Raw genomic sequence first — 22,517 nt, 5'->3', positions numbered from 1 at the left:
CATGCTCCTTCATAAAGAACTGCGCCAAATCCTTGTACTCGTTTGGTCGCATCAATATGATTATTGGCACCTGCTTCAAAAAGCTGTTTATAGCCAAATTCTGCATAGTCCAGATTGCTGTGCTTGCGCTGTTCGTCTTCCAGAGCGTTCTCATCAATCAGCGTATAGTACTTCACGCCCTGCGGCAGTGCCACAATGGTGTTCGTCCAGCAGGAAGCATTGAGCATCACGCCCACAAAGTCCTTGAAGGACAGGTTTTCCCGCTGGTCGGCTTCCAGCTGCCCGGCCACTTTGGTATAGAGGGTTTCATAATCCATATAACCATAGTAGAACAGATAACCGGCCGTCAGGCGGGTAATCTCCGTGTTCATGGTCGCAAGCGCCTCAAAGTTCGGAGAATCCAGCTTCTTGAATTCAGCCCGGATTTCCTTCGGCATGTACCAGATAAGTTTATCTCCATCCTTACCGCAGGATAAGAGGCCCAGTCCCCGCAGGTAATCCAGACGCACATCATCATCCCGCAACTTGGCACTCTTGCCCTTTTCGAGAATGAAATGCTGGAAGCATTCGTATTCTTCCAAAAGAATAGAGGGCAGCCAGATGCGGGCAAACTTCAAAATTTCCGGAGCCAGCTTCTCTGCCAATTCTGCCTTCTTGAGGGAGCTGGCGCCGCTGATGTTGAGGTTGTAGCGGATATCGTCGAGTTCCGCCTTAGTCATGGCGTTCAGCATGTCCTTCAGCGTGTTCTTTTCCGGCATCTTGTGACGATAGAGGGCCTTCTTGCGCTCCTCCATATCCGCTTCCATCATCTGGGCAAGAGTTTCTGCCTGGGTCAATTCTTTTTTCTGGTCTTCCATTGGTCTTTCTAAAATCCTTTCTATCCTTACGTCTTACAGGGTAATTTGTTCTCAGCCAAAGTAATCGGCAATGCCATCGGCAATGCCCTGGGCAGCTTTGCGAATGCCTTCTTCGCTGTCGAGCATTTTCTCTTCGCTCTCGTTGGAGATAAAGGCAACTTCCACCAGCGTAGCCGGCATATCGGTATGCTTCACCACATAGAAGTTGCTGCTCTGGGTGCCCCGGCTCTGGGTGCCCAGCTGGTCAACGATGCCAGCCCGAATCTTATCCGCCAGCTTGCGGGAGCGCTTGTCCCCAGGGAATAATAATAGCCTGTGGTACCTTTCGCCGCATTGTTGGTAAAGGAATCCATATGAATGGAAACAAAGATATCGGCTTTCTTGACATTGGCCACATCACAGCGAGCCTGCAGTTCTTCAATGTCCGTAGCCTTGGCCCGCTTCTTGGAAACTTCGATATCGGCATTACGGGTCATATAGACCGTAGCGCCTTCTTTCACCAACAGGCGTTTGACTTCATTGGACACCGCAGGGTCACGCTCTTTTCCATAACCCCCGTGGGGCCGATAGCACCGGAGTCGCTGCCGCCATGACCGGGGTCAATGACGATTATGCGGCCTTTCAAGCGGTAATGCCTGCCAGTTCGCCATCCATGTCTTCCCCACCAGCAAGGTTCCTGTTTTTCTGCAGGTTCGGGTTCAGGCTTGGTACTTGGTTTCGCCGGTTCTGTTTTCGGCGTGGACGGATGCGAGCCTGTTTTTGACATGTCAATTTGTGCGTCATCCGAATCGGTCAGATTGCCAAAGTCCATGACAATGCGGCCGGGTGTTTTGCCACTACTCAAGGCAAAGACATTGTATTGTTTTTGCCCACCTTAGTCTCTACCACCACACGAACAGTTTTGGGGTCAAATTGGGCGATTTTTACGCCCCCCTACAAAGCGGTTGTCAATATGGGATGTGTTTGTCCACCTTCGGCGACAGCCAGGCATTTTCTATATCCACCACCACACGGTCAGGCCGGACAGCACCATTTTTTTTGTATTTTTACGGGCTTGGTGGCATCGATGACAATACGAGTCTTATCCCCGTTAAAAACTGTCACGGATGCCAGTGATTTTCGGCCATTGCCGCTGATACGCTCACTGAATGCCTCATCAGCAGCCGAAGCCGCGGGAGGGGCAGGGAGCAGACATAAAGTTGTCAACAGCAGTAAATGTATATAGAAGAAAATACGTTTCATAGAATCCCTCCATTACAGGACACATATACTCTATTATCAACTTTATTGCGTGAAAATGCAAGGGCTGGGGGAGGATTTTAATGGAGATTTAAGATAGAACATCTTCACACACTGCTTTGAGACAACGAGAATGGGGAAATTTTCCTTATCGTAAAAAGTCCGCTGACAAAAAGTGTCAACGGACCTTTTAGTAAATTGCAGTTTGTCGATGTTATTGCGAGATTACTTTAGTTGTTACAGCTCAATTTGGGCGGAGGTGGTAATACTTTTCGCCGTTGCACTAAATGACCCACAAGTAAATGTATGGACCTTTTAGTTACCTGCGCCGGGCAAGACCGGCGGCGCGTATGTTCAGCCCAGTGTTTTAGTCTGTGCCGTTTGTGGGCCAGTCCTCACTTCGTTCGGACAGTCGTTCCACGCCGAAAAGCATCACCACCTCCACCCCTAAGGCAATGCTCGTATAAGACGGTATTTTCGCGGTGACAAGCAGCAAGTACATCGATGTTCTTGTAACGGGAACAACGAGTTCTCGCCGATTGCATAATCCATAGTTTGGAGGCGGACGGGAAGTGATTTTTCTGTCAGGAGCGACTGCCTGAACGAAGTGGAAGGCCGGCCCTGTAGGATGCAGCTAAGCAAATACGCTGAAAGCAGCGCCGTTGGCCTGCCCGGCGCAGGTAACTGGACAGTTCTCTTTTACGAGGGGGTCGTTTTAGCGGAAAACAGAAAAATTACTTCCCGTTCGCCCCTGACAACGTATGAACTGGATACCTTTATCACGAGTTCCCCGATAAACTAACGTCTTGCTTTTTGGCTTGCCGAGAATTTCTGACCAGATAACTGCTGTTGCAAATTACTTAACGTCACCGTATTCTGCGGAGCCTGTGCTTGTTCGACTCGCTGGGATTCTGCACGTTTCTCCTGCCTGTTCCCGCTGCTTTTTCTTGCGGCGCAGCATTTCCTGATAGCGTTCCTGCTGTGCACGAATCGCCTCCTGTGTTTCCACTTCTGCCGTTGTCTGAATGTCAGGCAGCGGCGGAGCGCCTCTCAGTTCCGGAATTTCGATTTTTATGCGCTCCTGTTTAGGCTGCGGAATATCCGGCAGGGGGCGCTGGGGAAATCCGGTATCCGGCGTTTGGGCACCGGCTTTTTCTTGTCCTTGCGGTCAGAAAAGATGGCAAAGAGAATAAAGAGGACTATGACCCAAAAGGAGTCCATAAGTACCCCTCCTTATTTTACCGGTGCCGACGGCGCCTGCAATTTGCTGCCCGCACTGCTCGTGCTGATGGCATTGCGCATATCCGTGTCGGCCTGCACATTGTTGAGGTTGTAGTAGGTCCATAACCCGAGCTTGCCTTCCCGCAAAGCCTGTGCCATAGCATGCGGCACTTCGGCCTGTGCTTCGACAACCTTGGCTTCCATTTCCTGCGTGTAAGCCTTCATTTCCTGCTCTTTAGCTACAGCCATCGCGCGGCGTTCTTCGGCTTTAGCCTGCGCGATGCGCTTGTCGGCTTCGGCCTGGTCAGTCTGCAGTTCTGCACCGATGTTGCGGCCTACATCCACGTCAGCGATATCAATGGAGAGGATTTCAAAGGCCGTACCGGCGTCGAGGCCCTTCCCCAACACTGTCTTGGAAATATCATCCGGGTTAGCCAGCACATCATTGTGGCTTTCGGAAGAACCTACAGTTGTGACGATACCTTCGCCAACACGGGCGATAATCGTCGGTTCACCAGCACCACCGACCAGACGGTCAATATTAGCGCGCACGGTAACACGTGCCTTGATTTTAAGTTCGATACCGTTTTTGGCCACAGCGGAAACCACCGGCGTTTCGATAACCTTCGGATTAACGCTCATCTGCACGGCTTCGAGCACATCACGGCCAGCCAAATCAATGGCGGCAGAGCGTTCAAAGGGCAGGGGAATCTGCGCACGGTGAGCCGCGATAAGGGCATCCACGACCTTATCCACGTTACCACCCGCCAAGTAATGAGCTTCGAGCTGATTAACGGCCACATCAAGACCAGCTTTATTGGCCTTAATCAGCGGCAGGATAATCTTGTTAGGCGGTACGCGGCGCATGCGCATACCAACCAAAGTCATAATGCCCACCCGCACATTGGCTGCCAAAGCAGAAATCCAGAGTCCGATGGGGACAAAGTGCAGGAACACCATGATAAATGCAATAATCAGGACTAACAAAAACCTGTTCCAATCAAACCACTCATAAATGCAAAACCTCCTTAAATCTGTCGCACAACTACCCGGTTTCCTTCGACGGCCACAACTTGAACCTGTACACCTTTCGGCACAAAAGCCCTTCGGAAACCACATCCACAGGTTTGCCATTCAGCCGCACACTGCCAGAAGGACGCAGCTCCGTGAGCACTTCACCCACAGCTCCCAGCAGTGACTCCCGCGGTGCCGCACTGACAAAGCCGCGTTCCGAACGCGATTCATCCTTCAGCACCACCTTATTCCAAAGTTTACTCGAAGGCAAACGCTTAACGATAAGTGCAAAATCACAATCGCTGCCACAAAGGAAATCAGCATGGCATAGAGCGCATGAATATCTCCGCCAGTGCCAGCACCACGCTGTAGAGCATAGCGGCAACACCCAGGCCAGCCAAAAGCCCCACCGTAGGCAGCAACATTTCCACGATAATACAGAGAATACCGCCCATAAATATGGCAATCTGATACAGGGACACCAGCCCTTTCACATACTGACTGGCCCCAAAAGACACCAGCGGCTACCAGCCCCAGCAAGATACCTGCTCCCAAGCCACCAGTCTTTATCTCCACCATAATGGCCAGAAACATATCGCCAGCAAAAGCATCTGCACCACCGGCATACCTACCACCATATCCATATACTCACCCCCTAAGAAATATTTCCACACCGCCTGCATAAAGTCCTGCCTAGGCGAAGCTACTGCATCGTACTAAGCTCATGGAGACTGGTGATGTTTTTCCGCAGCTTTTGACAAGCCTGTCTATGGCGAAGGAAAAGCATCACTAGTCTCCACGAGCGCCTTAGCACCTCTATGTAACATACAACCTAAGCCCGTGGGGGCTGGCGGTGTTTTTCCGTAGCGTTTGACAAGCCTGGTCTCAGCGGGAGGAAAAATACTGCCAGCCCCCACGGGCGCCTTAGCACTATGATGTTATCCCTGCAGGAAGCTCTTCACGGATTGTATTAACCATCTTCCCATCAGCGCGCCCTTAACCTTCGGCATCAGCACGCCCATAACCTTGCCCATATCCTTCGGCGTAGCAGCTCCGGTCTGTTCCACCGCAGCCTTCACGAGTTCACGCACTTCGTCTTCGGAAAGCTGAGCCGGCAGATAAGGCAGGAGCACATCGATTTTCCGCCTGCGTCTTTTCCACCAAATCCTCACGGGCCACCCTTCTGGAATTCTTCGATGGAATCACGGCGCATTTTTACTTCCTTGCTGGATAACCGCGATTACATCTTCCTCGCCAAGTTCCTTCTGTCCGTCAATTTCCTGCTGGCGGATAGCACCGCGCACCATACGGATAACGGCCAGACGTTCCTTTTCCTTATTCTTCATGGCTTCTTTCATGTCAGCAGTAAGCTGTTCCTTTAACGACATTTTCTAATCCTCCTGTAATATAAATCCATATACAAAAAGACACCTGAAAATCTTACGACTTGCAGGTGTCCCGCGCAAATTATCTGAACTTGCGTTTACGAGCTGCTTCAGATTTCTTCTTGCGGCGAACGCTCGGTTTCTCGTAATGTTCACGTTTTCTCACTTCAGCCAGAGTTACCAGCTTTCTGGGACATTACGCTTGAAGCGGCGGAGAGCACTATCGATTGATTCGTTTTTACCAACTTTAATTTCGTTTGCCATCTATTTTTCCCCCCCCCACTTAACATGGGAGTTTGTGTTTCTAAAACTACACCACGATATGCTATACAATAAAGGTAGCGAGCCTGTCAACACAAATCCGCACAAATCGTTAGCCTGGGGCCATTGCAGGGAGCGACCGCCTAAGAGATGGAAATGCAGATGTTTTACGGTCTGACCGCCTTCATCGCCCGTATTGGCAACTACACGGAAACCGGATTCCGCTACACCTTAACTCGCGTGCAATCTGCGGAATCACATCGACCAGAATATGTGCTGCCAGTTCCTTATCTTCAGCCTTTAATGCTGGCCACGCTTTCCACGGTGTTTTTCGGAATCACGAGCACATATTCTGGTCGATGTGATTCCGCAGATTGCACGCGAGTTAGGTGTAGCGGAATCCGGTTTCCGGTGTAGTTGCCAATACGGGCGATGAAGGCGGGTCAGACCGTAAAACATCTGCATTTCCATCTCTTAGGCGGTCGCTCCCTGCAATGGGCCCCCAGGCTAACGATTTGTTGCGGATTTGTGTTGACAGGCTCGCTACCTTTATTGTATAATATCGTGGTGTAGTTTTTAGAAACACAAACTCCCATGTTAAGTGGGAGGGGGGGAAAAATAGATGGCAAACGAAATTAAAGTTGGTAAAAACGAATCAATCGATAGTGCTCTCCGCCGCTTCAAGCGTGATGTCCCAGAAAGCTGGTACTCTGGCTGAAGTGAGAAAACGTGAACATTACGAGAAACCGAGCGTTCGCCGCAAGAAGAAATCTGAAGCAGCTCGTAAACGCAAGTTCAGATAATTTGCGCGGGACACCTGCAAGTCGTAAGATTTTCAGGTGTCTTTTTGTTATATGGATTTATATTACAGGAGGATTAGAAAATGTCGTTAAAGGAACAGCTTACTGCTGACATGAAAGAAGCCATGAAGAATAAGGAAAAGGAACGTCTGGCCGTTATCCGTATGGTGCGCGGTGCTATCCGCCAGCAGGAAATTGACGGACAGAAGGAACTTGGCGAGGAAGATGTAATCGCGGTTATCAGCAAGGAAGTAAAAATGCGCCGTGATTCCATCGAAGAATTCCAGAAGGGTGGCCGTGAGGATTTGGTGGAAAAGACGCAGGCGGAAATCGATGTGCTCCTGCCTTATCTGCCGGCTCAGCTTTCCGAAGACGAAGTGCGTGAACTCGTGAAGGCTGCGGTGGAACAGACCGGAGCTGCTACGCCGAAGGATATGGGCAAGGTTATGGGCGTGCTGATGCCGAAGGTTAAGGGGCGCGCTGATGGGAAGATGGTTAATACAATCGTGAAGAGCTTCCTGCAGGGATAACATCATAGTGCTAAGGCGCCCGTGGGGGCTGGCAGTATTTTTCCTCCGCTGAGACAGGCTTGGTCAAACGCTACGGAAAAACACCGCCAGCCCCCACGGGCTTAGGTTGTATGTTACATAGAGGTGCTAAGGCGCTCGTTGGAGACTAGTGATGCTTTTCCTTTCGCCATAGACAGGCTTGTCAAAAGCTGCGGAAAACATCACCAGTCTCCATGAGCTTAGTACGATGCAGTAGCTTCGCCTAGGCAGGACTTTATGCAGGCGGTGTGGAAATATTTCTTAGGGGGTGAGTATATGGATATGGTGGTAGGTATGCCGGTGGTGCAGATGCTTTTGCTGGCGATTATGTTTCTGGCCATTATGGTGGAGATAAAGACTGGTGGCTTGGGAGCAGGTATCTTGCTGGGGCTGGTAGCCGCTGTGTCTTTTGGGGCAGTCAGTATGTGAAAGGGCTGGTGTCCTGTATCAGATTGCCATATTTATGGGCGGTATTCTCTGTATTATCGTGGAAATGTTTGCTGCCTACGGTGGGGCTTTTGGCTGGCCTGGGTGTTGCCGCTATGCTCTACAGCGTGGTGCTGGCACTGGGCGGAGATATTCATGCGCTCTATGCCATGCTGATTTCCTTTGTGGCAGCGATTGTGATTTTTGCACTTATCGTTAAGCGTTTGCCTTCGAGTAAACTTTGGAATAAGGTGGTGCTGAAGGATGAATCGCGTTCGGAACGCGGCTTTGTCAGTGCGGCACCGCGGGAGTCACTGGCTGGGAGCTGTGGGTGAAGTGCTCACGGAGCTGCGTCCTTCTGGCAGTGTGCGGCTGAATGGCAAACCTGTGGATGTGGTTTCCGAAGGGGCTTTTGTGCCGAAAGGTGTACAGGTTCAAGTTGTGGCCGTCGAAGGAAACCGGGTTAGTTGTGCGACAGATTTAAGGAGGTTTTGCATTTATGAGTGGTTTGATTGGAACAGGTTTTTTGTTAGTCCTGATTATTGCATTTATCATGGTGTTCCTGCACTTTGTCCCCATCGGACTCTGGATTTCTGCTTTGGCAGCCAATGTGCGGGTGGGCATTATGACTTTGGTTGGTATGCGCATGCGCCGCGTACCGCCTAACAAGATTATCCTGCCGCTGATTAAGGCCAATAAAGCTGGTCTTGATGTGGCCGTTAATCAGCTCGAAGCTCATTACTTGGCGGGTGGTAACGTGGATAAGGTCGTGGATGCCCTTATCGCGGCTCACCGTGCGCAGATTCCCCTGCCCTTTGAACGCTCTGCCGCCATTGATTTGGCTGGCCGTGATGTGCTCGAAGCCGTGCAGATGAGCGTTAATCCGAAGGTTATCGAAACGCCGGTGGTTTCCGCTGTGGCCAAAAACGGTATCGAACTTAAAATCAAGGCACGTGTTACCGTGCGCGCTAATATTGACCGTCTGGTCGGTGGTGCTGGTGAACCGACGATTATCGCCCGTGTTGGCGAAGGTATCGTCACAACTGTAGGTTCTTCCGAAAGCCACAATGATGTGCTGGCTAACCCGGATGATATTTCCAAGACAGTGTTGGGGAAGGGCCTCGACGCCGGTACGGCCTTTGAAATCCTCTCCATTGATATCGCTGACGTGGATGTAGGCCGCAACATCGGTGCAGAACTGCAGACTGACCAGGCCGAAGCCGACAAGCGCATCGCGCAGGCTAAAGCCGAAGAACGCCGCGCGATGGCTGTAGCTAAAGAGCAGGAAATGAAGGCTTACACGCAGGAAATGGAAGCCAAGGTTGTCGAAGCACAGGCCGAAGTGCCGCATGCTATGGCACAGGCTTTGCGGGAAGGCAAGCTCGGGGTTATGGACTACTACAACCTCAACAATGTGCAGGCCGACACGGATATGCGCAATGCCATCAGCACGAGCAGTGCGGGCAGCAAATTGCAGGCGCCGTCGGCACCGGTAAAATAAGGAGGGGTACTTATGGACTCCTTTTGGGTCATAGTCCTCTTTATTCTCTTTGCCATCTTTTCTGACCGCAAGGACAAGAAAAAGCCGGTGCCCAAACGCCGGATACCGGATTTCCCCCAGCGCCCCCTGCCGGATATTCCGCAGCCTAAACAGGAGCGCATAAAAATCGAAATTCCGGAACTGAGAGGCGCTCCGCCGCTGCCTGACATTCAGACAACGGCAGAAGTGGAAACACAGGAGGCGATTCGTGCACAGCAGGAACGCTATCAGGAAATGCTGCGCCGCAAGAAAAAGCAGCGGGAACAGGCAGAGAAACGTGCAGAATCCCAGCGAGTCGAACAAGCACAGGCTCCGCAGAATACGGTGACGTTAAGTAATTTGCAACAGGCAGTTATCTGGTCAGAAATTCTCGGCAAGCCAAAAGCAAGACGTTAGTTTATCGGGGAACTCGTGATAAAGGTATCCAGTTCATACGTTGTCAGGGGCGAACGGGAAGTAATTTTTCTGTTTTCCGCTAAACGACCCCCTCGTAAAAGAGAACTGTCCAGTTACCTGCGCCGGGCAGGCCAACGGCGCTGCTTTCAGCGTATTTGCTTAGCTGCATCCTACAGGGGCCGGCCTTCACTTCGTTCAGGCAGTCGCTCCTGACAGAAAAATCACTTCCCGTCCGCCTCAAACTATGGATTATGCAATCGGCGAGAACTCGTTGTTCCCGTTACAAGAACATCGATGTACTTGCTGCTTGTCACCGCGAAAATACCGTCTTATACGAGCATTGCTTAGGGTGGAGGTGGTGATGCTTTTCGGCGTGGAACGACTGTCCGAACGAAGTGAGGACTGGCCCACAAACGGCACAGACTAAACACTGGGCTGAACATACGCGCCGCCGGTCTTGCCCGGCGCAGGTAACTAAAAGGTCCATACATTTACTTGTGGGTCATTTAGTGCAACGGCGAAAAGTATTACCACCTCCGCCCAAATTGAGCTGTAACAACTAAAAGTAATCTCGCAATAACATCGACAAACTGCAATTTACTAAAAGTCCGTTGACACTTTTTGTCAGCGGACTTTTTACGATAAGGAAAATTTCCCCATTCTCGTTGTCTCAAAGCAGTGTGTGAAGATGTTCTATCTTAAATCTCCATTAAAATCCTCCCCAGCCCTTGCATTTTCACGCAATAAAGTTGATAATAGAGTATATGTGTCCTGTAATGGAGGGATTCTATGAAACGTATTTTCTTCTATATACATTTACTGCTGTTGACAACTTTATGTCTGCTCCTGCCCCTCTCCGCGGCTTCGGCTGCTGATGAGGCATTCAGTGAGCGTATCAGCGGCATGGCCGAAATCACTGGCATCCGTGACAGTTTTAACGGGGATAAGACTCGTATTGTCATCGATGCCACCAAGCCCGTAAAATACAAAAAAATGGTGCTGTCCGGCCCTGACCGTGTGGTGGTGGATATAGAAAATGCCTGGCTGTCGCCGAAGGTGGACAAACACATCCATATTGACAACCGCTTTGTAGGGGGCGTAAAAATCGCCCAATTTGACCCCAAAACTGTTCGTGTGGTGGTAGAGACTAAGGTGGGCAAAAACAACTACAATGTCTTTGCCTTGAGTAGTGGCAAAACACCCGGCCGCATTGTCATGGACTTTGGCAATCTGACCGATTCGGATGACGCACAAATTGACATGTCAAAAACAGGCTCGCATCCGTCCACGCCGAAAACAGAACCGGCGAAACCAAGTACCAAGCCTGAACCCGAACCTGCAGAAAAACAGGAACCTGCTGGTGGGGAAGACATGGATGGCGAACTGGCAGGCATTACCGGCTTGAAAGGCCGCATAATCGTCATTGACCCCGGTCATGGCGGCAGCGACTCCGGTGCTATCGGCCCCACGGGGGTTATGGAAAAGAGCGTGACCCTGCGGGTGTCCAATGAAGTCAAACGCCTGTTGGTGAAAGAAGGCGCTACGGTCTATATGACCCGTAATGCCGATATCGAAGTTTCCAAGAAGCGGGCCAAGGCTACGGACATTGAAGAACTGCAGGCTCGCTGTGATGTGGCCAATGTCAAGAAAGCCGATATCTTTGTTTCCATTCATATGGATTCCTTTACCAACAATGCGGCGAAAGGTACCACAGGCTATTATTATTCCCTGGGGGACAAGCGCTCCCGCAAGCTGGCGGATAAGATTCGGGCTGGCATCGTTGACCAGCTGGGCACCCAGAGCCGGGGCACCCAGAGCAGCAACTTCTATGTGGTGAAGCATACCGATATGCCGGCTACGCTGGTGGAAGTTGCCTTTATCTCCAACGAGAGCGAAGAGAAAATGCTCGACAGCGAAGAAGGCATTCGCAAAGCTGCCCAGGGCATTGCCGATGGCATTGCCGATTACTTTGGCTGAGAACAAATTACCCTGTAAGACGTAAGGATAGAAAGGATTTTAGAAAGACCAATGGAAGACCAGAAAAAAGAATTGACCCAGGCAGAAACTCTTGCCCAGATGATGGAAGCGGATATGGAGGAGCGCAAGAAGGCCCTCTATCGTCACAAGATGCCGGAAAAGAACACGCTGAAGGACATGCTGAACGCCATGACTAAGGCGGAACTCGACGATATCCGCTACAACCTCAACATCAGCGGCGCCAGCTCCCTCAAGAAGGCAGAATTGGCAGAGAAGCTGGCTCCGGAAATTTTGAAGTTTGCCCGCATCTGGCTGCCCTCTATTCTTTTGGAAGAATACGAATGCTTCCAGCATTTCATTCTCGAAAAGGGCAAGAGTGCCAAGTTGCGGGATGATGATGTGCGTCTGGATTACCTGCGGGGACTGGGCCTCTTATCCTGCGGTAAGGATGGAGATAAACTTATCTGGTACATGCCGAAGGAAATCCGGGCTGAATTCAAGAAGCTGGATTCTCCGAACTTTGAGGCGCTTGCGACCATGAACACGGAGATTACCCGCCTGACGGCCGGTTATCTGTTCTACTATGGTTATATGGATTATGAAACCCTCTATACCAAAGTGGCCGGGCAGCTGGAAGCCGACCAGCGGGAAAACCTGTCCTTCAAGGACTTTGTGGGCGTGATGCTCAATGCTTCCTGCTGGACGAACACCATTGTGGCACTGCCGCAGGGCGTGAAGTACTATACGCTGATTGATGAGAACGCTCTGGAAGACGAACAGCGCAAGCACAGCAATCTGGACTATGCAGAATTTGGCTATAAACAGCTTTTTGAAGCAGGTGCCAATAATCATATTGATGCGACCAACGAGTACAAGGATTTGGCGCAGTTCTTTATGAAGGAGCATGGCTGTGATGTGCTCAAGGCTGCGGATATTGTGGGCGAAATCTTTATCCTGTTGCAGAATGGCGGTTCCATGCAGGAAGCTGCTGAATATCTGGAACAGCTGGGCATGATGGAGGACGAGGCCAAGATGAAGGCTGTAGTACCTCTGCTCATTGCCTACAATAACGAAACCCATCTTTGGCCGCTTAAAGGCCACACCCCCAGCGAACTTTTCGCCAAGAGTGGTGTGGGTCAGGTGATTCCCTTTGCGGAAGTACGCCGTCAAAAGGCGGGCCGCAATGACCCTTGTCCCTGTGGCAGCGGCAAGAAGTATAAGAACTGTTGCCTGTCTAAGGATGAAAACTGATGAAACAGACCTTTGGTTACAAGGCAAAAGCACGACAATTCTTTGTGGTGCTTTTGCCCATCTTTATAACCCAGTTGTCTTTAATGGCAACAGGGTTTTTTAATACGGTAATGGCCGGGCATATCAGCCAGCAGGATTTGGCGGGTGTAGCCGTGGGGGTTAATCTCTTTATGCCCTTTTTCGGCAGTTTCTTAGGAATTATCTCGGGGCTGACGCCAACCATTTCGCAGCTTTATGGCGCGGGAAAGCAGGAAAAAATCGGCTTTATCGTCAAGCAGGGCTTTTATTGGGCTTTGGCATTAGGCGTGGGCTTTGTGTCCTTGGGCTGGCTTGCAGTACCCTATATTCTGCCGCTCCTGAATCTGGAGCCGCGGGTGGAATACATCACGAGCCATTATCTGATGTTCCTGTCGCTAGGCATCATTCCCATCTTTATTTCCTCGGTGCTGCGCAACTTTATTGATGCCCATGGTTATACGCGGCTTACGATGTGCGTGACCATGTGTACGGTGCCGACCAATATCACGTTAAATTATATCTTTATGTATGGCCTCTTTGGGCTGCCGGCATTTGGCGGTATCGGTGCGGGGATTGGTTCAGCGGTAACATTGACGTTAAACCTTGTCCTGAATATTATCGTGGTCAGCCGCATGCATCCCTTCAAGGACTATCATGTGTTCCGTCACTTGCCGGGGATTCATCTGGCCGAATGGAAAAAACAGCTGGGCGTTGGTATTCCCATTGGCGCGACGATGTTCTGTGAGCAGAGTATCTTTGGGGCAGTGGGGCTCTTTATGACGGCTTATGGGACGGCGATTGTGGCGGCCCATCAGGCGGCTATGAACTTTACGACCATTGTCTATATGGTGCCACTGGCGGTGAGCATGACCTTGACCATTTTGGTGGGCTATGAGGTCGGGGCAAAACGATTGGCGGATGCCCGGCAGTACATCAAGCTCAGCCGTTATCTGACCTTTTTTAGCGTTGGAACATTGGCGCTGCTCTTAACCCAGTTCCGCGATGAAATCGCCGCTCTTTATACCAGCAGTACTGAAGTGCAGCCGATACTAGCTGGGTTTCTGATTTACGCGGTCTTTATGCAGTTTGCCGACAGCATCAATGCGCCGCTTCAGGGAGCGCTCAGAGGTTTTAAGGATGTTCATGTGACCTTTATGCTCGCTGTGCTCTCGTTTTGGATTATCGGCCTGCCTATGGGTTGGGGACTGGCAAAGTATACCGATATGGGGCCGTATGGATACTGGATTGGGTTGATTGCGGGCATTGTTATCGGTGCGGTATGTCTGGAAGTAAGACTGCGGCAGGTGCAGAAAAAATACCTTTGATTTGATTACCACGATTGGGTTCGAGGTGCAAGACGCGGCAGGCGAGGACTGGCTGCCATCCGCTTAGGCGCGGAACTGAACATATTTTTTATCCATAATTTAAGGGCTGGAAAAGTCAAAACTCGCTGTGCTCAGACAGTTGACTTTTCCAGCCCATTTTTGGATTGATAAAAAATATGTTCTTTACGTTCCGCGCCAAACGCTCCTGTCAGCCAGTCCCCGCCTGTCGCTCGCTTCGCATTGCTTTTCAGCCCAACGCCTGCTATAATTACATTCAGGTGCTGTTTAGCGGTTTCGCCCTCTGGAAAGGGGGCGGCGCCTATGGCTGAAACAATCGTAGTTTTACTATTGATTTGGATGATAGTTGTAGAAGTGAAAAATAACCGCTCCTAGCTTGCCGGCATGAGCGGTTATCGTTTGAAGTAAAATATTAACCTGCGAGGGCTGACCGCTGGGCGGCACCCTTAACTTGCTTACATTATAGCACTTGCCTTGCGTGTCGGCAAGTGCTATTTCATTTCGGACTTTTGAAGTAAGGATGTTTCAACGATGATAATAACTATAGAAAAATTTACGAAAAGTTATGGCGAGAAGAATTTGTTTTCTGGCGTGAATTTCAGTATGGATGCCGGGGATAAGGTCGGGATTGTCGGTGTGAACGGCACGGGCAAGAGTACGTTTTTGAAGGCGGTGGCGGGACTGATTCCTGTGGATGCCGGAGAAATTACCACCATGCGCGGTCTGCGGATTGAGTATTTGGCGCAGGATAAGGTCTTTGAACCGGAAAATACGGTGCTCATGGAGGTGTTCCGCGGGATGTCGCCTTTGATGCAGGCTTTGCGGGGCTATGAACTGGCTATGGCGGCGGTGGAGAAAAATCCGCAGGACAAGGAAGCGCAGCAGGAAATCATGCGCTATACGGCGGTGATTGATGAGTATGACGGCTGGCAGCTTGAAGGTGCGGCCAAGACGGTATTGACGAAGTTAGGTATCCGCGATTATACGGCCAAGGCAGGTACGCTCTCCGGTGGTGAGCAGAAGCGGCTGGCTTTGGCAACGGCACTCATTCAACCCTGTGATTTGCTGATTTTGGACGAGCCGACCAATCACTTGGACAGTGAAACCATTGGCTGGCTCGAAGAATATCTGCGGGCCTTTAAGGGTGCCATCCTCATGGTGACCCATGACCGCTATTTCCTCGATAATACGTCCACGAAGATTTTGGAACTGGACAAGGGCAATGCCTACACTTATACGGGGAACTATTCGGAGTATCTGGAACAGAAGGCGGCGCGTCTGGAACGGGAGCAGTCCACGGAAGCCAAGCGGCAGAATTTCCTGCGCAATGAGTTAAAATGGCTGCGCCGCGGAGCACAGGCCCGTTCAACAAAACAGAAGGCACGCATTCAGCGCTATGAGGAAGTCAAAGCGCAAAGTGTAAATATCGATAACAGCACGGTGGAAATCGGTTTGGCCGGCAGCCGTTTAGGGCGCACGGTTATTGAACTGGACCATGTGCATTATGAAGTGGACGGGCGTACGATTGTCAAGGATTTTACCTATACGGTATTGCGCAACGACCGTGTTGGTATTCTGGGCTCTAATGGAACAGGGAAGACTACCTTATTGAATATCATTGCCGGACAGCTGGCGCCGACGTCTGGCACAGTGACCATTGGGCAGACGGTCAAAATCGGTTATTTTGCCCAGCGGGCGGTGGACATGGACGAGCGTCTGCGCGCCATCGAGTATGTGAAGGAAGCCGCGCATTTTATCACGCTGGCAGATGGCACGAGGATTTCGGCATCACAGCTCATGGAGCGGTTTTTATTCCCCGGTGATTTGCAGTGGACGCCGATTGGGCGGCTGTCCGGTGGCGAGAAGCGGCGGCTTTACCTGCTGCGGGTATTGATGGAAGAACCGAATGTCTTGTTGCTCGACGAACCGACCAACGATTTGGATATCGAAACCATGGCGGTGCTCGAGAGTTTTATCGATGATTTCAATGGCGCTATCATCTTTGTATCCCATGACCGTTTCTTTGTGGACAGGCTGGCAAACAAAGTCTTTGCCTATGAAGCTGACGGCAATCTGCGCATGTATGCGGGCGGCTATTCCTATTACAAGGAAAGGCTGGCTGAGGAAACTGCACAGACTGAAGCCATAGCAGAACCTGCCGTGAAGAAGCCGAAGGAAAAGCAGGCGGCCGAGGAAAAGACGGCGCCGCCTGCCAAGCGCAAGTTCACATTCAAGGAGCAGAAGGAGTACGCGGAAATCGAAGGCATTATCGCCAGTAAGGAAGGGGAACTGAAGGTGGTGCAGCTGCAAATGGCGGAGAACGCCACGGACTTTGGCCGCTTGAATGAACTGGCCAAGGAAGAAGCACGTCTCACCGCGGAAGTGGAACAACTCATGGAGCGCTGGGAATATCTCGAAGAAATTGCATTGGAACAGGAATAACGCAGAAAATGACTTGTCAATTTGACAGGTCATTTTACTATGAAATATTTGCGAGTCAAGCCGATAGGCGCAGAATCGCTTAGATTTCGTGTAAGGGCGTAGTGCAAAACATTGTTTTGCACGGAGTTTTCTTTACAGGGTGACAGTTATTGTGTATAATCTAATGTATTAACACTTTACGACACTAAAGGAGTAAGATATATGGAACAGCTCGTTCACACCTTCCTGCTGATGCTGGAAGGTACGGAAATCACGTTGGAAATATTTTTTGTCACCCTGATTTTATCCCTGCCTATTGGTATGCTGGCGGCATTGGGGCGCTTGTCCAGTCTGAAGATTATCAGCCGGATTGTCGAGTTTTATATCTGGATTATGCGTGGCACGCCGCTTATGCTGCAGTTGCTTTTTGTTTACTTTGCCCTGCCGATGATTGGCATACGCCTGCCGGATATCGCGGCGGCTTTGCTCGCTTTTACGCTTAACTATGCCGCTTATTTTGCCGAAATTTTCCGTGCCGGCATTCAGGCTGTGCCCAAGGGACAGTATGAAGCGGCTAAAACACTCGGTATGAGCTATCCGCAGACCATGCGCCGCATCATTTTGCCGCAGGTTATCCGCATTGTTCTGCCGCCGGTCAGCAATGAAACCATCAATCTGGTCAAGGATACCTCGCTCGTTTATATCCTGGCCATGAATGATTTGCTGCGGGTGGCTCGTACCATCGTGCAGCGGGAATTTGACATGACGCCGTTCCTGTTTGCGGCTATCTTCTATTTAGCGATGACTTTTGTCCTGACTTGGGGCTTTAAGAAATTGGAGGCATATTATGGCAAATACTAATAAGGGCGAAGTCATGCTGAAGATGACGGATATTTACAAGGCTTATGATGAAATGGAAGTCTTAAAGGGCATTGACATTGAAGTGCGCCGTGGGGAAGTTCTGGCCATTATCGGCCCGTCCGGTTCCGGCAAGAGCACCCTTTTGCGCTGCATCAATAAACTGGAAACCATCGACAAGGGTAGTATTGCCATCAAGGATAAATTTTTGGTGCAGACCAAAGATGGTGAAGCCGTTTATGCCAGCGGCAAAGAAGAACGGGAAATTTTGGCCTCCACGGGTATGGTGTTTCAGCAGTTCAATCTTTTCCCGCATATGACGGTATTGGAAAACTTACTGGAAGCGCCCATGCAGGTAAAGGGCTTGAAGCGCAGCGAAGTGGAACCCTATGCGCGGGAACTGTTGGAAAAGGTGGGGCTGTCTGACAGAGCCGATTACTATCCCTCGCAGCTTTCTGGCGGTCAGCAGCAGCGTGTGGCGATTGCCAGAGCCTTGTGCATGAAGCCGGACATTATGCTCTTTGACGAGCCGACATCGGCCCTTGACCCGGAACTTACGGGAGAAGTATTGAAGACCATGCGCGAACTGGCAGCCGAGCATATGACCATGGTCGTGGTGACTCATGAAATGGCCTTTGCCCGGGAGGCGGCCAGCCACGTTATCTTTATGGCGGATGGCAATATTGTCGAAGAGGGAGAACCTGCGGCTTTCTTTGCCGAGCCCAAGGAAGAACGCACCAAGGCATTCCTGCAGAATATGCTCTGAGGGACAAAGATAAACAATGACAAACGCGCAGAAATGTAGTACAATTATAAAATGCGTGAAACGCCATAAAGACTATGTTTTGTAGGTGATAAATGTGTCAAACCCCATGTTTGATGTAATACAGAGTGATTTGGATGTGCTGAATGAGGGGCTGATCGGGGCAGTTTCCTCGTCAGTGGCGCTGGTTAACGAAGTGGGCACCCATCTCGTTACCGCCGGGGGCAAACGGATTCGCCCCGCTCTTTGCCTGTTGGCGGCCAGAGGCAGCAAAGAGTTTTCCTTGGAAAGAATTCTGCCCTTGGCTGAAGCATTGGAACTTATCCATACGGCTTCTTTGGTGCATGATGATGTGATTGACGAGGCGGATACCCGCCGGGGTGAACCCACGGCTAATGCCAAATGGGACAATCAGATTGCGATTTTGGGCGGGGACTATATTTTTGCCCGGGCGTTCTCCCTGATTGCCGAAGGCGGTTATGGGGATTATGTCGCCAAGCGTCTCGCAGAGCTGGTGTGCAATCTCAGCGTGGGGGAAATCATTCAGGACCATACGGTGTATCAGGCCGTCAAGGACTTGGATAATTACTACGAACGCATTCAGAAAAAGACAGCGGATTTTCTGGAAATCTGCTGTGAATTGGGCGGTTTGGTGGGCGGCCTGCCGGAAGAAGATACGAAAAAACTGGCGGAATACGGTCATTGCATAGGCATGGCGTTCCAGATTACGGATGATGTGCTGGATATTATGCAGACGTCTGAGCAGATTGGCAAGCCTGCGGGTAATGATATCCGTCAGGGCATTGTGACGCTGCCGGTTATCCATGCCCTCAATGAAAGTGCTGATGCAGAAGAATTGGCGGAGATTGTCACCAATCCCGAAATGACCGGGGAAATGGTGGAGCGTGCCTTGGAGATTGTCCGGATGACGGATGGCGTGGAAGTGGCCAAAGCAAAGGCTGACGAATATTTGGAACGGGCCCGTCAGGTCATTCCGGCGGATTTGCCTGCGGAAATTAAAGATGCTTTTGTACAGGTGGCAGATTTTATCGGCGACCGTGATTTTTAAGCGGAAATGATGAGAGGAGATTCACCATGTTTGGAATCGGTGTACCAGAACTTATCCTGATATTGATTGTGGGCCTTGTGGTCTTCGGCCCGGGAAAGCTGCCGGAAATCGCCCGCTCACTGGGAAAAGGAATGCGCGAGTTTAAGAAAGCGACCAGTGCATTCTCACAGGCTATCAATGCACCGTTGGAGACTCCGGTACAGCAACAGGCCACGCAACAACAGCAACAAACACAGCAGCCGGTACAACAGCAGGCTGCCGTTCAGCCTGCCGAAAATACCGCTTCACAGGCGGCTGCGACCCCGGATATAACGCCGGAGTCGGCACCTGCACCAAAACCTGCTTATGAAGCGCCGACGCAGGAATCCGTGCGTCAGCAGATTGCGGAGCAGGCGAAAAAGGACGCATAAATTGGTTTATATTTAAGTATAAAGACGCCCGCGGGAGTGGTAATAATCACCAGACCCGCGGGCTTATTGCATAGATTAAATTGCGGTTTGTTGGTTAGTACGTGCTGAAATATTTTTGTTACAGCTCAGTTTGGGTGGAGGTGGTAATACTTTTCGCCGTTGCACTGAATGACCCACAAGCCAATTTATGGGCTTTTTAGGTACCTGCGCCGGGCAAGACCGGCGGCGCGTATGTTCAGCCCAGTGTTTAGTCTATGACGTTTGTGGGCCAGTCCTCACTGCGTTCGGACAGTCGTTCCACGGCGAAAAGCATCACCACCTCCACCCTAAGTGATGTCCGTATAAACCGTAATTTTCGTGGAAACAAGCAGCAAGCACATCGATGTTCTTGTAACGGGAGCAACGAATTCGTGGTAATAGCCTAAGCCGCAACTTGGGGCGAACGGGGGAGTGATTTTTCTGTAGGGAGCGACTGCCTGAACGCAGTGAAGGCCGGCCCCTGTAGGAACTTGCTAAGTAAATACGCTGAAAGCAGCGCCGTTGGCCTGCCCGGCGCAGGCACCTGGACGGCTATTTGAGGCGAGGGGGTCGTTTAGCGGAAAACAGAAAAATTACTCCCCCGTTCACCTCTGACTACGCATGAACAGAATATCATTAGCACGAACTAACCAATAAACTGCAATTTGCTAACGCTTTTTCATATTTTTTTCAAAAAAGGTGTTGACAGGAGCTTCTGACTCGTGTAATATAATACAAGTCGCTGACAGACACGGCAACGAAACAGCTCAGCAAGCCTTGATTGGCAGGCCACTGTGAGGAACCGAAAAGCTTCGAAAAACTTCAAAAAAGTTCTTGACAAGCTAAGCTGAATGCGATAAGATAAATGAGTCGCTTGAAGCGAGAGCCGATAACGACAAAACAGATTGTTCTTTGAAAACTAAACAATGCAAATAATCATGCAACATGATTAAAGCCAGATGTTTGAGAAGTGAAAACTTCTTATTAAAACATCGATTGGTATGAACAACATAGCAATCGGCAATTTCTTTAATAGATAATTGAGAGCTTGATTAAGTTCTTCATAAATTTTATGGAGAGTTTGATCCTGGCTCAGGACGAACGCTGGCGGCGTGCTTAACACATGCAAGTCGAACGAGATGATTTTAAGCTTGCTTAGATGAGTCGAGTGGCAAACGGGTGAGTAACGCGTAGACAACCTGCCGCAAAGATGGGGACAACAGTCCGAAAGGACTGCTAATACCGAATGTTGTCAGTTTCTCGCATGAGAGACTGATTAAAGATGGCCTCTACTTGTAAGCTATCGCTTTGTGATGGGTCTGCGTCTGATTAGCTAGTTGGTGGGGTAACGGCCTACCAAGGCGACGATCAGTAGCCGGTCTGAGAGGATGAACGGCCACATTGGAACTGAGACACGGTCCAGACTCCTACGGGAGGCAGCAGTGGGGAATCTTCCGCAATGGGCGAAAGCCTGACGGAGCAACGCCGCGTGAGTGAAGAAGGGTTTCGGCTCGTAAAGCTCTGTTGACGGGGACGAACGTGCGAGATGCGAATAGTTTCTTGCAATGACGGTACCCGTCGAGGAAGCCACGGCTAACTACGTGCCAGCAGCCGCGGTAATACGTAGGTGGCGAGCGTTGTCCGGAATTATTGGGCGTAAAGGGAGCGCAGGCGGGAAGGCAAGTCAGTCTTAAAAGTGCGGGGCTCAACCCCGTGATGGGATTGAAACTGTCTTTCTTGAGTGCAGGAGAGGAAAGCGGAATTCCTAGTGTAGCGGTGAAATGCGTAGATATTAGGAGGAACACCAGTGGCGAAGGCGGCTTTCTGGACTGTAACTGACGCTGAGGCTCGAAAGCGTGGGGAGCGAACAGGATTAGATACCCTGGTAGTCCACGCCGTAAACGATGAATGCTAGGTGTAGGAGGTATCGACCCCTTCTGTGCCGGAGTTAACGCAATAAGCATTCCGCCTGGGGAGTACGGTCGCAAGACTGAAACTCAAAGGAATTGACGGGGGCCCGCACAAGCGGTGGAGTATGTGGTTTAATTCGACGCAACGCGAAGAACCTTACCAGGGCTTGACATTGATGGAAAGCGCTAGAGATAGTGCCCTCTCTTCGGAGACCAGAAAACAGGTGGTGCATGGCTGTCGTCAGCTCGTGTCGTGAGATGTTGGGTTAAGTCCCGCAACGAGCGCAACCCCTATCATTTGTTGCCAGCACGTTATGGTGGGAACTCAAATGAGACTGCCGCGGACAACGCGGAGGAAGGCGGGGATGACGTCAAGTCATCATGCCCCTTATGTCCTGGGCTACACACGTACTACAATGGGATGGACAGAGAGCAGCGACCCCGCGAGGGCAAGCGAACCCCATAAACCATCTCCCAGTTCGGATTGCAGGCTGCAACCCGCCTGCATGAAGTCGGAATCGCTAGTAATCGCTGGTCAGCATACAGCGGTGAATACGTTCCCGGGCCTTGTACACACCGCCCGTCACACCACGGAAGTCATTCACACCCGAAGCCGGTGGGTAAACCGCAAGGATATAGCCGTCTAAGGTGGGGGCGATGACTGGGGTGAAGTCGTAACAAGGTAGCCGTATCGGAAGGTGCGGCTGGATCACCTCCTTTCTAAGGATTACTAAAATCTTAGGTCGGAGCATTTGGTTTTTGCATTGTCTAGTTTTGAGAGAATAATCTCTC

Annotated in this window: 18 protein-coding genes, 1 rRNA gene and 7 pseudogenes; 15 read left to right on the top strand and 11 right to left on the bottom strand. The window is 50.7% G+C overall.

Translation table 11 applies throughout. The features are described from left to right. The 11 genes and pseudogenes from P157_RS14685 to P157_RS15785 all read right to left on the bottom strand — a co-directional run. A partial coding sequence (locus tag P157_RS14685; RefSeq protein WP_051598638.1) for a hypothetical protein occupies positions 1 to 857 on the bottom strand: 857 nt, incomplete at its 3' end. Between the two features lie 51 nt (positions 858 to 908). Beyond that, complete coding sequence (locus P157_RS15815; protein ID WP_268988123.1) at positions 909 to 1,097, bottom strand: N-acetylmuramoyl-L-alanine amidase family protein; 189 nt, start codon at positions 1,095 to 1,097, stop codon at positions 909 to 911. Beyond that, positions 1,049 to 1,407 (bottom strand): annotated as a pseudogene (locus P157_RS15795) (N-acetylmuramoyl-L-alanine amidase family protein). The gene P157_RS15815 and the pseudogene P157_RS15795 overlap by 49 nt, the downstream one beginning before the upstream one ends. A gap of 464 nt (positions 1,408 to 1,871) precedes the next feature. Beyond that, complete coding sequence (locus P157_RS15790; RefSeq protein WP_026761449.1) at positions 1,872 to 2,099, bottom strand: hypothetical protein; 228 nt, start codon at positions 2,097 to 2,099, stop codon at positions 1,872 to 1,874. Positions 2,100 to 2,952: 853 nt separating this feature from the next. Then, a complete protein-coding gene (locus tag P157_RS0113405) occupies positions 2,953 to 3,105 on the bottom strand; it encodes a hypothetical protein (RefSeq protein WP_155266758.1) in 153 nt (50 codons plus the stop codon). Positions 3,106 to 3,167: 62 nt separating this feature from the next. After that, positions 3,168 to 3,317: a hypothetical protein gene (locus P157_RS15610; protein WP_155266757.1), complete on the bottom strand. Its 150-nt coding sequence runs from the start codon at positions 3,315 to 3,317 to the stop codon at positions 3,168 to 3,170. 12 nt (positions 3,318 to 3,329) lie between these two features. Further along, positions 3,330 to 4,277: a flotillin-like protein FloA gene (gene floA / locus P157_RS0113395; protein WP_051598682.1), complete on the bottom strand. Its 948-nt coding sequence runs from the start codon at positions 4,275 to 4,277 to the stop codon at positions 3,330 to 3,332. Positions 4,278 to 4,345: 68 nt separating this feature from the next. Continuing rightward, a pseudogene (locus P157_RS14675) lies at positions 4,346 to 4,975 on the bottom strand (NfeD family protein). 294 nt (positions 4,976 to 5,269) lie between these two features. Then, positions 5,270 to 5,677, bottom strand: a pseudogene (locus P157_RS14670) (GatB/YqeY domain-containing protein). 121 nt (positions 5,678 to 5,798) lie between these two features. Next, positions 5,799 to 5,980 (bottom strand): annotated as a pseudogene (gene rpsU, locus P157_RS15210) (30S ribosomal protein S21). 117 nt (positions 5,981 to 6,097) lie between these two features. Beyond that, positions 6,098 to 6,333, bottom strand: a pseudogene (locus P157_RS15785) (HIT domain-containing protein); the annotation flags it as partial. 76 nt (positions 6,334 to 6,409) lie between these two features. Between P157_RS15785 and P157_RS15865 the strand changes: the two are divergent. From P157_RS15865 to P157_RS14660, 15 genes and pseudogenes are all read left to right on the top strand, one after another. Continuing rightward, on the top strand, positions 6,410 to 6,550 hold the full coding sequence (locus tag P157_RS15865; RefSeq protein ID WP_419185405.1) for an HIT domain-containing protein: 141 nt from the start codon (positions 6,410 to 6,412) through the stop codon (positions 6,548 to 6,550). A 49-nt stretch (positions 6,551 to 6,599) separates the two neighbouring features. Beyond that, positions 6,600 to 6,780 (top strand): annotated as a pseudogene (rpsU, locus tag P157_RS15195) (30S ribosomal protein S21). An 80-nt stretch (positions 6,781 to 6,860) separates the two neighbouring features. Beyond that, entirely contained in the window at positions 6,861 to 7,307 is a 447-nt protein-coding gene (locus P157_RS0113375; protein ID WP_026759209.1) for a GatB/YqeY domain-containing protein, read from the top strand. A 294-nt stretch (positions 7,308 to 7,601) separates the two neighbouring features. Next, positions 7,602 to 8,216: pseudogene (locus tag P157_RS15340) on the top strand (NfeD family protein); the annotation flags it as partial. Positions 8,217 to 8,250: 34 nt separating this feature from the next. Beyond that, positions 8,251 to 9,252, top strand: coding sequence for a flotillin-like protein FloA (gene floA, locus P157_RS0113365; RefSeq protein ID WP_026759207.1), 1,002 nt, complete (start codon positions 8,251 to 8,253; stop codon positions 9,250 to 9,252). A gap of 12 nt (positions 9,253 to 9,264) precedes the next feature. Continuing rightward, a complete protein-coding gene (locus P157_RS0113360; protein WP_026759206.1) occupies positions 9,265 to 9,687 on the top strand; it encodes a hypothetical protein in 423 nt (140 codons plus the stop codon). Between the two features lie 789 nt (positions 9,688 to 10,476). After that, positions 10,477 to 11,664, top strand: a complete 1,188-nt coding sequence (locus P157_RS0113355; RefSeq protein WP_026759205.1) for an N-acetylmuramoyl-L-alanine amidase — start codon at positions 10,477 to 10,479, stop codon at positions 11,662 to 11,664. Between the two features lie 51 nt (positions 11,665 to 11,715). Further along, positions 11,716 to 12,915: a YecA family protein gene (locus P157_RS0113350; protein ID WP_026759204.1), complete on the top strand. Its 1,200-nt coding sequence runs from the start codon at positions 11,716 to 11,718 to the stop codon at positions 12,913 to 12,915. Continuing rightward, on the top strand, positions 12,915 to 14,258 hold the full coding sequence (locus P157_RS0113345; protein ID WP_026761444.1) for an MATE family efflux transporter: 1,344 nt from the start codon (positions 12,915 to 12,917) through the stop codon (positions 14,256 to 14,258). Before P157_RS0113350 ends, P157_RS0113345 begins: the two co-directional genes overlap by 1 nt. Positions 14,259 to 14,807: 549 nt before the next feature. Then, complete coding sequence (locus tag P157_RS0113340; protein WP_026761443.1) at positions 14,808 to 16,718, top strand: ABC-F family ATP-binding cassette domain-containing protein; 1,911 nt, start codon at positions 14,808 to 14,810, stop codon at positions 16,716 to 16,718. Between the two features lie 201 nt (positions 16,719 to 16,919). Beyond that, complete coding sequence (locus P157_RS0113335; RefSeq protein ID WP_026761442.1) at positions 16,920 to 17,558, top strand: amino acid ABC transporter permease; 639 nt, start codon at positions 16,920 to 16,922, stop codon at positions 17,556 to 17,558. Next, positions 17,545 to 18,321, top strand: a complete 777-nt coding sequence (locus tag P157_RS0113330) for an amino acid ABC transporter ATP-binding protein (RefSeq protein ID WP_026761441.1) — start codon at positions 17,545 to 17,547, stop codon at positions 18,319 to 18,321. The genes P157_RS0113335 and P157_RS0113330 overlap by 14 nt, the downstream gene beginning before the upstream one ends. A 106-nt stretch (positions 18,322 to 18,427) precedes the next feature. Then, positions 18,428 to 19,387, top strand: a complete 960-nt coding sequence (locus P157_RS0113325; RefSeq protein WP_230578487.1) for a polyprenyl synthetase family protein — start codon at positions 18,428 to 18,430, stop codon at positions 19,385 to 19,387. Between the two features lie 26 nt (positions 19,388 to 19,413). Beyond that, positions 19,414 to 19,797: a Sec-independent protein translocase subunit TatA/TatB gene (locus P157_RS0113320; protein ID WP_026761439.1), complete on the top strand. Its 384-nt coding sequence runs from the start codon at positions 19,414 to 19,416 to the stop codon at positions 19,795 to 19,797. A 1,087-nt stretch (positions 19,798 to 20,884) separates the two neighbouring features. Then, positions 20,885 to 22,445, top strand: a 16S ribosomal RNA gene (locus P157_RS14660). Positions 22,446 to 22,517: the final 72 nt, after the last annotated feature.

This window comes from Selenomonas ruminantium AC2024 (assembly GCF_000687995.1).
Classification (GTDB): domain Bacteria; phylum Bacillota; class Negativicutes; order Selenomonadales; family Selenomonadaceae; genus Selenomonas_A; species Selenomonas_A ruminantium_B.
This window is presented reverse-complemented; position numbering and strand designations above follow the sequence as displayed.

Bases quoted from the DNA above. Each gene is read 5' to 3' on its own strand.
- P157_RS15790 (WP_026761449.1), bottom strand. From the start codon at position 2,099: ATGAAACGTATTTTCTTCTATATACATTTACTGCTGTTGACAACTTTA.
- P157_RS15610 (WP_155266757.1), bottom strand. From the start codon at position 3,317: ATGGACTCCTTTTGGGTCATAGTCCTCTTTATTCTCTTTGCCATCTTT.
- floA (WP_051598682.1), bottom strand. From the start codon at position 4,277: ATGGTGTTCCTGCACTTTGTCCCCATCGGACTCTGGATTTCTGCTTTG.
- P157_RS15865 (WP_419185405.1), top strand. From the start codon at position 6,410: ATGAAGGCGGGTCAGACCGTAAAACATCTGCATTTCCATCTCTTAGGC.
- P157_RS0113375 (WP_026759209.1), top strand. From the start codon at position 6,861: ATGTCGTTAAAGGAACAGCTTACTGCTGACATGAAAGAAGCCATGAAG.
- floA (WP_026759207.1), top strand. From the start codon at position 8,251: ATGAGTGGTTTGATTGGAACAGGTTTTTTGTTAGTCCTGATTATTGCA.
- P157_RS0113360 (WP_026759206.1), top strand. From the start codon at position 9,265: ATGGACTCCTTTTGGGTCATAGTCCTCTTTATTCTCTTTGCCATCTTT.
- P157_RS0113355 (WP_026759205.1), top strand. From the start codon at position 10,477: ATGAAACGTATTTTCTTCTATATACATTTACTGCTGTTGACAACTTTA.
- P157_RS0113350 (WP_026759204.1), top strand. From the start codon at position 11,716: ATGGAAGACCAGAAAAAAGAATTGACCCAGGCAGAAACTCTTGCCCAG.
- P157_RS0113345 (WP_026761444.1), top strand. From the start codon at position 12,915: ATGAAACAGACCTTTGGTTACAAGGCAAAAGCACGACAATTCTTTGTG.
- P157_RS0113340 (WP_026761443.1), top strand. From the start codon at position 14,808: ATGATAATAACTATAGAAAAATTTACGAAAAGTTATGGCGAGAAGAAT.
- P157_RS0113335 (WP_026761442.1), top strand. From the start codon at position 16,920: ATGGAACAGCTCGTTCACACCTTCCTGCTGATGCTGGAAGGTACGGAA.
- P157_RS0113330 (WP_026761441.1), top strand. From the start codon at position 17,545: ATGGCAAATACTAATAAGGGCGAAGTCATGCTGAAGATGACGGATATT.
- P157_RS0113325 (WP_230578487.1), top strand. From the start codon at position 18,428: ATGTTTGATGTAATACAGAGTGATTTGGATGTGCTGAATGAGGGGCTG.
- P157_RS0113320 (WP_026761439.1), top strand. From the start codon at position 19,414: ATGTTTGGAATCGGTGTACCAGAACTTATCCTGATATTGATTGTGGGC.